Origin of the sequence: Priestia sp. YIM B13551 (assembly GCF_042787905.1) — a bacterium.
Lineage (GTDB): Bacteria > Bacillota > Bacilli > Bacillales > Bacillaceae_H > Priestia.
In genome coordinates this window covers 1-9940 of record NZ_JBHZOX010000025.1, presented here as the reverse complement: position 1 = coordinate 9940, position 9940 = coordinate 1, and the positions used below count along the sequence as shown (strand labels likewise).

Here is a 9940-nt window from a genome sequence, read left to right as displayed (position 1 = left end):
TTTGGAAGACCAGGTTTTGGTGGTCCCGGATTTGGCTTTGGAAGACCAGGTTTCGGTGGTCCCGGATTTGGCTTTGGAAGACCAGGTTTCGGTGGTCCCGGATTTGGCTTTGGAGGACCTTGGTTTGGTTTCGGACGCCCCGGATTTGGTTGGGGACCTTGGTTTGGTCCCGGATTCGGTTGGGGAGGGCCCTGGTCTTGGTAGTCCATTTTTATATTAATTGATGGTTTATTAGTTGGCTCTTTATTTTCTCCGTGTGATTTCGTATAGATACGAAAAGAGTCGTTTTATTTACATGTTTTTAAATTATCAAATTGCATTCACTAGACTGATGAAATAAAACCATCAGTTTAGTGAATGTAATTTAAATTAGTACAAGTCATACTGGTGTTACTAACAAACAACAATTATTTTATACGGTGTTGTTTGAGTAGGAATATTCTTTGTTGTAGGTCCATAAATAACTATTAAGTTTCTACCACCCTTATATAATAATTAACTATATCCAAAAATCCTTAAAATCAATGATCTTAAGGATTTTTGGAATTACTTACTAGATTTTATAAATCAAAGCTTTATAAATTCATCAATTCCAGCATATTCAGTTTCTTTACTTTAAGTAACTTGCCTATAATGAATAAAACAAATGATGCAACAAATATAAAAAACATTGACTAAGGCTTAGCCAATGTTTTTTATATTTAGATAGGCACCCTGAGGAGAGCATCTTCTCAAAAAAAAACGGAGGTTAAGGCTTACTGATTCCATCACCTAAATTATTCTTACCACACTATATATTTTCGTTCCCCATTAGGTAACTTGCCTATTTGGAATAAAATTTTATTTTCTGAGCAGACTACCCAAGACGCCGTGAGGCATCATAATGCTAATTCTCCAATTTCCTTACGAGAATAGAAAAAACTACTGATCCTTGTTCAGTAGTTTTTTTCTGTTTTTACGCTGTATAAGATATACATGTTTAGTTAACATAATGTCTCTTTCCGGAACACACCACAAAAAAGAACCCTTGCAGGACAAGGAGTTCTCGAAAAGGCTTTTTTCTTCTTTATGCAGCTTTTTATACATCGTTGATATGACGGAGTTCTCCTTACAGGTAGTTGAAGAGATGATGCATAAAAAGCGCACCTTTTATACATATGCAACAACACATTAAAAATAGCCTTTAATTACAGAACGTGATAATCTATGTATGTTTCATACTTCGGATACGTATGAACGAACCCTTACAAAAAAGCCACCTCGCTTGCCAATGCCGAGGTGGCTTTTTATTTTGTTAACGAAACTAAACACCTTCAAATTGATAAAAATCCTCTAAAAAGATACATCTCTTGATGAGTAATAAACATTAAATATTTAAATAGAGTCGGGAGAGCAATATGAAAATCTAGACCCTCACTTTTATCATAAAGGGGCTCTGAATTTGTAATTAGCGAGCAGTTATACTTAAAAATAAAGCTAATTCGCTTGTAGACACTTATAGTAACATCAAAAAAGATCAGAATCCGTTCCATAGGTCTTTTTTTAACATTTTTTCATTTAACTAGGGATAACGTCTTTATAACCGTTATATATTGCGTTACATTGTTTCTTTTTCTTCCTCTTCTTATTCTAAGTTCCCATTAGATTCCACCCTTTTGGGAACTACAGAAAATAAAAAAGCTCCTAAAAAGGAACTTTTACTTAACGTATTCTTTTTCTAATAGTTATTTATTTTTTATGATAGGATTATAGGGTTAATATAGCGAAATGGTTATAATGCGTTTTTGTAACGCTATTTATAATCCGTTATATAACTCATGTTGTAATTCCGTTATAAAGGAAGGTGAAGTTATGGAAGGGTTACAAGGAAACCTTGAAGCTCTTTATTCTCCTGGTGAGGTAGCGTCACAATTAAATATTCAAAGACAGACAGTAACTAAGTACGCTAGGATTTTCGAATCGGAGGGTTTTGTATTCCATAAAGACGAAAAAGGAAACAGGGCTTACACCGATACAAATATTTCAATGTTCAGAAGAGTTACAGATATTAAAAATAGACCTGGTATAACGCTTGAAACGGCGATAAAAGGCGTAATACCAATGTATAAGAAAGATTCTATAACTCCAGACGTTACAGAAATAGCTACTGAAAATGAGTATTATAATGACGTTACAAATGAAAAATTAGACATGCTTATGCAAGCTCTTGCCGAACAGCAAAAATTAATACTGGAGCAAAACAAAAAGATTGATTCCCTCCAGGAACAATTAAATGAGCATAGGCTTGATGTGAAAGATAGAGACATTAAACTATTAGAACATATCAGAGAACACCAGAAAGAGAGAAAGGAGGAAATGCTGCTCATTGCTCAAAATGAAGTAGCAGCTGCTAAACAAGAGGAACAAAAAAAGGGCTTCTTCGCTCGTCTATTTGGAAAATAGGACAAACAGAAAAGCCGCGTTCTTTTTATCTACCAAACAAAAAGAATTAAAAGGTTATTACTAAATAGGTTATTCAATATTTCACCCTAAAAACCCTGCAATAAACAAAGCCTAATGATTATCTAGGCTTTGTTATTTTTCAGTATAAGTTAAACTAAAGATCAACTTACTGACTATTCTGAACACTATTTTCAGAAGCATACACTTAACTTAAGTTAAGACTAGTTAAACTTAAGTTTAATCAACGTTACAAATACGTTACTAGGCAGTTATAAATTTGTATCTGTGATTCAATGAATTTGCCATCCTCAAGCTCTTTTATTAAGCCTTTGTAGATCTCTCTTTACTACTACCCAAACCGTTATATAACGGTTATAATCCTTAGGATTCTCCCTCAATATCTGCAGAAAGCCTCCTTTATAAGAATCCGTTCATACTTCCTAGTAAGAGAATACAATACTCGTCTAAACAGCTCAAATTTTCACTGACAACACCCTCTTCAATACCCTCCTCTAGTAATCTTTGATGATGTTGATACGTTTGCAAAACTCGTAAAATACCCTTGAAGATATAGGGTGTAGCTTGTTATGATACACCCCGCGCCCTCCCTGTTTGGTTTGGATATACAAGATTTCAACGATACTTCCGATTTTCTCTTCCACACAAGCGACAGAACAAGCTGTATAGACAATCCTCTGATCAATAAAACCTTTCCCAATTACTTGATAGTATACGCCTTCCCCCTGAGGGGAGACTTTTTTGCCACATGAGGGACAATCCCACACCGAGGGATAAGAAGGATGTTTCTTTTCCAACGTTTTTGCTTGAAGAATAATGTCCATTTGTGACAACTCCTTTAGCTAAATGTCACGCTAGTTTGAATCGGGCCTTTCCAGTCATTCTCAATAGCTTGTCTAATTGTCGAAATTAATTCGCTTCGGCTTGTCTCTTTATTCGCGTAGTCCATGAAAACACCTGAATCTTGAATATACTCAAAATGTTGATCGTTTCCGCCTAATGCGTAAACAATCAGTCTTTTCACTTGTTCACTTTCCTCTGTTAGAAAGCCGTCTGACTCTACATTTAATGCTTGAATAGCATCAAGGACTTTGTGGTCTTTTTCCTCTAAGCTGTCTAATAAATTTAATAGTTTTTCAACCATGGTAGACCTCCTGTTTTGTTTCTAAGATTTATTTATTTAAAGAGAGGTATAAAACCCTCTCAGCGCTTATTACTCTAAAGTAAGTTCAAAAATAAGCTGGTAATTACGGTCGGTTAAGTCGATTTCAATGATTTGAAAATCTTCTCCATACCAATCCGTTTCAGTAATAATTAATTTGGCCGTATTGAAATAAAATTCCTGCGAAAAATGAGGAAAAAACGTATTTCCTCCCTCTTTCTCTACGGCCTCATACTTTTTGACTTCTCGCAAATACAGATCTGCATAGAACGGGTGGTCTTTCCAAAAGGCTCTAGCGTTCTTTTCAACATGTGATCGGATATAGGTATGACGCTCTTTAGTGCTCATTTTTCTTATATGGCGAGGATAGTCTAAAATATGACTCTCGATAAATGACCCCTTTTCATCGTGAAAGAAATCACCATACAGCCCTTCAATCGAAAAATCATCAATATGCGCTCTAATACCAAAATCCTCTTGTTCTTCTAGTTCGCGGTTAACAAGAATAGTAACGACCTCTTCTTCATTCTCTGCTTTCGCAACGGCAAAAAGGGACTCCCCTGCATTGATAGCGAATAGTTTTGTCACATTGTGCCCCCCCCGGAGTTTACTTTGGTAGTCTTTCCCACTATGGGTGATTGTTTTACCTTCCCTTGTTATTTAAGTATTCATTATTTAGAAATATGTTTTAAATATGTTTTAAATAAACAGACTCTATTAATACTTCAGCTCTAAGGGATTTCTGCATGTTTTGATTAGGAAACAGTTCCTTTTAACTGTTCATGTTGACGTAGTAAAACTTGCTCCTCTGGGTTTAGTGCTTTTCCTATATCCTGTTTCAACTGTGCCATTTCTAACGAACTGTACGTAGAACTGTGCTCTTGTAACAAGCTTTCTTCTTCTGGCGTTAACTCTTGCCCTAAATCTTGCTTTAATTGAATCATTTCAAGCTGTTGATCCAGAGAAATAGCTTCTTCTTGTGTGCACTCGTTTTGCTCCTGTTCAGCTTTTAACCAAGCAGGAACCATTTCCTTACGGATGATATGTTTAGGTCTAGGTAAAGCTGCTTTCTCAGCTTTTGTATGTATGTCTGACTCAGATGGTTGTTTTTCTTTATTCCCTTTTAGTAGATTTGTAAATTGATTGTAGGAAATTTGATAAACAAGACGGCACATTTCATCCAGTGGTAGAGTAGTACCCTTATGATTAGCCTCATGGATATATTTATCTAAGCCTACAATGGCTGTATAAGCGACTTCATGTACTTGTTCTTTCACAATCTCAATCTCTGTATCTCGTTTTACGGCTTTTGCAGCATTCTGAACGCGACTATAGAAATCTTTTAACTGATGTCCATATTTACTTGCGTACACTTGATTCACTTTTTTAGGCACACCTTTGATATAAGCAAATGACTGTGAAGCAGATATTAAATGATTATTAATATGATTTACAGGTAAATCAAGGTTAATAAAGGCATTGGACGTTTTTTCGCTCTCTAGGCTTGCTGTATCAACGTTTCCAGCACGTTCAGGAGTTGTCACAGGAGTTGTCACAGGAGTTGTCATTTCTTCTTGTTGAAGCGTTTGGACACCTGTTGTATCATGTGCAAAAAAGATCTCATCGCAAATTCGATTAAAATTCTTATGGCTTTTAAGGACGAATACATAGCTGTCAGGATGAGCGCCTGTTGTATCTTCTTTAATGTAACGTGCCACAAGTATAAAGGGTGTATCTTTTAATGATTTCACCAAACGAGAAACCGTACTTTTAGATGCGTTAAATTTTTTCATCAGTGTTTCTGAACGGATCGCTTGAATACCCGTGGCCACTAGGTTATAGATGACGTGATCGAGCATTTCCATTCTTTTTTTAGGAAATTCTTTATGTAAGGCTAGTTGTTGTTGTTTAAAATAAGTACGGAGTGTTTCCAGAAATTCTTCTTTTTTTGTACGAAGGGTCGGTTTTTGTTGCCATAACCATTTTAATCTTCCATTGAAGGTATCTACATCTTTTAAATAGCAAGTCAATATCTTGTTCATCTGTTCATCTTCTCCTTTAAGGATTACAAAAAAAGACACTGTCTCCCTGATGAAAGGAAAACAATGTCTTGATTTAGATGAACGAAGCTCTTGAAATAGATGTCAATTTCATATAAAATAAAAACATAAGTTTTATCTTATCGATAATGAAACTATTAATAAGAGACTTCGACAAGTGTTTTCCCTACTGTGTATAGGGTGAACGGTTTAAGAGTGTTCCTGCACTACTTAAACAGTTGAAGTCTTTTTTCTATCCGCACGTTTTTGTTAGTTTTATTATAGCGTTAAGTAGTCTCATAATTCAATAAAAATTAGCAAAATATATCAAATCAAGTATATTTAGCTATGAATATTGTTATATGGCTGTAAAAATCAATTTCGCTATATATAACACTTTAAGCTAAGGAGAAGAGTTATGCATACATATACATGGAGTTTTCAGTTAAGATTCTAATAAGTCTAAACTTACTTGGCTTTTATAATGTTTTTTGTAGACTTTGGCTGATTCACTGAAATCTATAGTTGATGGAGGAGATTTCTATATCATAATTTATCCGGCACTTTCTTCAACTACCTTAAGGTTTTTTAGCTTAATTTGACAATACAGCCTCTGAATTATGAATAATAAAAGACATTATTCTTTTGTAGATGCTGCTTCTTGCATTGTTTTCTTCTTCTGAGTTACCACAACATCATGATGTAAAATCTTCTCTTTATTTTTTCCTACATACGCTTGCAACGCCTTCGCAATCTTTTCAGCTTCTTCTTCACTTTGAATCTCAAAGTATTTCTCAAAAATTGCGCCGACTTGAATGAGTCGTCGTGTTCTCTCTTTTCTTTCTTTTTCTTTTTTACGCGCTTCAACTTGCTGTTTCTTCGCTTTCATCTTTTCAATTTTCTCTTCTAACTCCTGAAGAATCTCCTCATCTGTTCGCTTCTTCGGCACCCATCCCCATCTCCTTATTTTGTTCTTTAATGTTTATATTGATTATAACAAAAATTGAGATAAATTGGTATACTTGGCATAGATTCTCTCACCAGTATATGGTATAATTCCCTTAGATCGTAGAGATAAGGGCGCACTTATACATCGTACCGATGTGCGCGGTTCCTTCGGAACGAAAAGACAAAACCAAAGACCCATTCGCCTAGATGGCGAATTTTATAAAACCTGTTTGCCTATCGGCAAAGATGAAACCACCATCTGACACCTTTGGTGTTCATGATGCTGGTTTCATCTAAAACGTTGATTAGTGCACCTTGTGCTCTCATCAACTTATTCTTAACTCACTAACCCATTCTCAAGAAAGGAGGAAAGAATTATGGCTATCTACCATCTATCGATGCAAATCATCAGTCGTTCAAAAGGACAATCAGCTGTCGCTGCAGCTGCTTATCGCAGTGGCGAAAAACTACATGATGAACGTACAGACGAGCAAAAATTTTATGCTCGTAATGTCCAACCAGAAACCATGATTCTGACTCCTACCAATGCGCCAGAATGGATGAAAGACCGAAACCGTTTATGGAATGAAGTTGAAAAAGTAGAGAAGCGCAAAGACTCACAACTAGCACGCGAATTAAATATTGCTTTGCCAATTGAACTGAATCATGACCAACAAAAAGAACTCATTCAATCCTTTGCTCAAAATGAGTTTGTTCAAAAAGGAATGGTTGCTGATATCGCTATCCATCGCGATGATACAAATAATCCTCATGCTCACATCATGTTAACCATGAGAAATCTAAGTGAAGATGGATTTGGCAAAAAGAATCGTGACTGGAATGCTGATTTTGCGAATTCGAAAGAAAACAACCGTGGGTACGTAAAAAATAGCAAAGGCTGCCTATCCATCCGTGAACAGTGGGCGAACTATGCGAATCAAGCGCTAGAACAAGCTCAAATCAATAAACGTATTACCCATCTTTCTCATGAAAAGCGTGGACTCGAAACCTTACCAATGGTTCACTTAGGCCATGTCGCACATGACATGGAGAAGAAAGGGAAGAAGACAGATCGTGGCCAGATCAATAGAGACCGCCAAGACTACAATAAGGCCGTAGTTGATTTACAAGCTTATCGTCGCCAAAAGGAAGATCATCTACAGAAAATGAAGGAAAAAGAAAAACAATTCAGCTTTTCTACGGATATCGAGAAAACCTATATTCAGAAAGCTGCGTCTCTTGTAGATCAAAAGGTTATTACCTTAGAAGATATTACAGCACGCCACGAAGAACTACGTAAAATGAGTGATCGTCATGATCCTATTGAACGACACTTTCATGTACAACAACAACAATTCCTAAACGTAAGCAATTATTATGATCGTGTGAGCGATTTAGAGCGTGAAATCGGGCAGAATGAAGAAAAAGTAGAGGAACTTAAGAAGTCCCTTAATCCATTTAAACTTAAAGAGAATAACATGATGAAACGACGTCATCTTGATAAGATATCTGACTTAGAAAGTAACAAAGAAAGCTATGAAAGCAGCATTCAAAAACATAAGGAGCCTCTTCGTTTTTCAAGTGAAGAAGAGTTCTATCAGCGTTACCAAGAGTTCTTTCAAAAGAAAGAGAATCGACTCAATCAGATTACGTATGAGAAAAAACAAATTCAAGTCGAAACTAGGGTACTATTACAAGCTGAAGAAGCCATTAAACAAGCCAAAATCCGTGAGATAAGCTCTTATTATCCGGATCTCAAAACAGCTGGTAAGTATCTCATGTACAGCAATGCATTAAGACTAGAGCAGTATCACGATACTGCTCAACAAAATCAATTTAGACTATCCAACATCAAACAAAGTCTAGATGCTAACCAAAAGAAGCTAGACGAGTTCAAAAAACATCAGAAAATGGTTCGTGTAGAGAAAGAACATATCTCAACTATGAGTAAAGAGGTAGAGAAGCTCAGCAGCGTGGAGAAAAAGCTTGATGAATTAGACAGAAGCCCAGGAGAAAAAGCCAAACGACTTGTCTCAAAAAAAGCTCGTCAAGATTATGAAGAATTGCAAAGTGAAGCTAAATATGGACGTGAAAATCTAAAAGAACTCGGCTACAAAGGACAACAAGATTTACAACAACAACAAAGCCGTATGAACACAATGGAGAAAACAGTCGTCCCATGGCTTGAAAAAGAAATTAAAACACATGAGAGTAACATAAATGCTCTAAATAACGTTTTTAATGCTATCCAGCAAGCTGTTCATAGTGAAAAATTCATGGAACAAAAACATCAATTAAGGCGAATGAGATCTACAAATATAAATAGAGCAAAGAATCAAGGACCAGATCTTAACCGTTAAATATAAAAAATTGCCTTAAGGCAATTAGAAACAACTTAAAGTTGTTTTATATCTTATATGGATAAATAAGGTCTTTAAATTTCTATCGGACTCAAGAAAAACCTACTGTTTGAGCTGCAGTAGGTTTTTTCTGTATTTGACTTTGCAAACTCAGGAGATTGAAAAAGTCAGTCTAAAAGTATCCTCAGTACAGGACTAAGGTTACTTGAATTATATCGTATGCTTTTATTTCCCTTTAGGTAACTTGCCTATTAGAATAAAATTTTATTTTTGAGCAAACTACTCAAGATGCAATAGAGCATCAGCGTAACATCTATATTTCAACGACTAGGAAAACTACTGTACAGGAGCAGTAGTTTTTTCCGTTTTTATGTTGTATAGAATATACAAGGTTAGTTAACATAATGGATTTTATAAGAAATAAATAAAAAATAGTAGAACTCTTAGAAGAAGTGAACCCCTGTCCAAACCTTTTTCATTACTTTGCATACTATAAAATTGAGCAACCTCCTTGCTCTTCAAATAGATCTCTAGTTCATATATCGCTACTAGAAAGAAGCCCATGAATTAGTTCATGGGCTTTTTGCCATCCTTAGAAAGGATGAAAATAGAGTAAGAGTTGTGGTATTTGTCGTACATAATATATGTTGCTGCCCATTACTAAGCAAATTGTCCAGATGTATAACACAAAAATAATTAGAGCAAACTACTCAAGATGCGACAAAGCGTCGACACAACATTGCAATTACTGTATAGAAAAGGCTGCCTCTTTTGACTGGGAAGAGGTAGCCTTTTCTTTTTTAAAGATATATACGGTATACAAATCTAGTCTACATAAGTAAGATCAATAAAGTATAGAATCTCCTCAATGGGGCAGACTGCTAAAGTTCGTTAGATCATATACAATACCTGTTGTATGTAAATAGCTTTATTTCTTGTTGCAGTTGCAGACTTCCTAACAAGTCTGTTTC

Annotated in this window: 8 protein-coding genes; 3 read left to right on the top strand and 5 right to left on the bottom strand. The window is 35.6% G+C overall.

Going from position 1 to position 9940, the window contains the following annotated elements:
- Together ACFX4N_RS30660 and ACFX4N_RS30655 are read left to right on the top strand one after the other, a co-directional pair.
- Positions 1–204, top strand: a 204-nt coding sequence (locus tag ACFX4N_RS30660) for a hypothetical protein (RefSeq protein WP_377263769.1), incomplete at its 5' end; no start/stop codon positions are given.
- Positions 205–1851: 1647 nt separating this feature from the next.
- Entirely contained in the window at positions 1852–2442 is a 591-nt protein-coding gene (locus ACFX4N_RS30655) for a MerR family transcriptional regulator (protein WP_098548706.1), read from the top strand.
- Positions 2443–2954: 512 nt separating this feature from the next.
- Here ACFX4N_RS30655 and ACFX4N_RS30650 read toward each other — a convergent pair.
- From ACFX4N_RS30650 to ACFX4N_RS30630, 5 genes are all read right to left on the bottom strand, one after another.
- Positions 2955–3284: a hypothetical protein gene (locus ACFX4N_RS30650; RefSeq protein WP_377263767.1), complete on the bottom strand. Its 330-nt coding sequence runs from the start codon at positions 3282–3284 to the stop codon at positions 2955–2957.
- A gap of 14 nt (positions 3285–3298) precedes the next feature.
- The gene (locus tag ACFX4N_RS30645) at positions 3299–3604 is read right to left on the bottom strand and encodes a hypothetical protein (protein WP_057274183.1); all 306 of its coding nucleotides are present in this window, start codon (positions 3602–3604) and stop codon (positions 3299–3301) included.
- Between the two features lie 69 nt (positions 3605–3673).
- On the bottom strand, positions 3674–4210 hold the full coding sequence (locus ACFX4N_RS30640; RefSeq protein WP_057274184.1) for a hypothetical protein: 537 nt from the start codon (positions 4208–4210) through the stop codon (positions 3674–3676).
- A 167-nt stretch (positions 4211–4377) separates the two neighbouring features.
- Positions 4378–5664: a replication protein gene (locus ACFX4N_RS30635; RefSeq protein WP_377263765.1), complete on the bottom strand. Its 1287-nt coding sequence runs from the start codon at positions 5662–5664 to the stop codon at positions 4378–4380.
- A gap of 634 nt (positions 5665–6298) precedes the next feature.
- Positions 6299–6610 carry a hypothetical protein gene (locus ACFX4N_RS30630; protein WP_057274186.1) on the bottom strand — a complete coding sequence of 104 codons (312 nt, stop codon included), beginning with the start codon at positions 6608–6610 and terminating at the stop codon, positions 6299–6301.
- Between the two features lie 376 nt (positions 6611–6986).
- Here ACFX4N_RS30630 and mobQ point away from each other — a divergent pair, with 376 nt between their 5' ends.
- On the top strand, positions 6987–8969 hold the full coding sequence (gene mobQ, locus ACFX4N_RS30625; RefSeq protein WP_377263763.1) for a MobQ family relaxase: 1983 nt from the start codon (positions 6987–6989) through the stop codon (positions 8967–8969).
- Positions 8970–9940 lie beyond the last annotated feature (971 nt).

Excerpts from the sequence above, each read along its gene's own strand:
- ACFX4N_RS30655 (WP_098548706.1), top strand. The coding sequence starts at position 1,852 with ATGGAAGGGTTACAAGGAAACCTTGAAGCTCTTTATTCTCCTGGTGAG.
- ACFX4N_RS30650 (WP_377263767.1), bottom strand. The coding sequence starts at position 3,284 with ATGGACATTATTCTTCAAGCAAAAACGTTGGAAAAGAAACATCCTTCT.
- ACFX4N_RS30645 (WP_057274183.1), bottom strand. The coding sequence starts at position 3,604 with ATGGTTGAAAAACTATTAAATTTATTAGACAGCTTAGAGGAAAAAGAC.
- ACFX4N_RS30635 (WP_377263765.1), bottom strand. The coding sequence starts at position 5,664 with ATGAACAAGATATTGACTTGCTATTTAAAAGATGTAGATACCTTCAAT.
- mobQ (WP_377263763.1), top strand. The coding sequence starts at position 6,987 with ATGGCTATCTACCATCTATCGATGCAAATCATCAGTCGTTCAAAAGGA.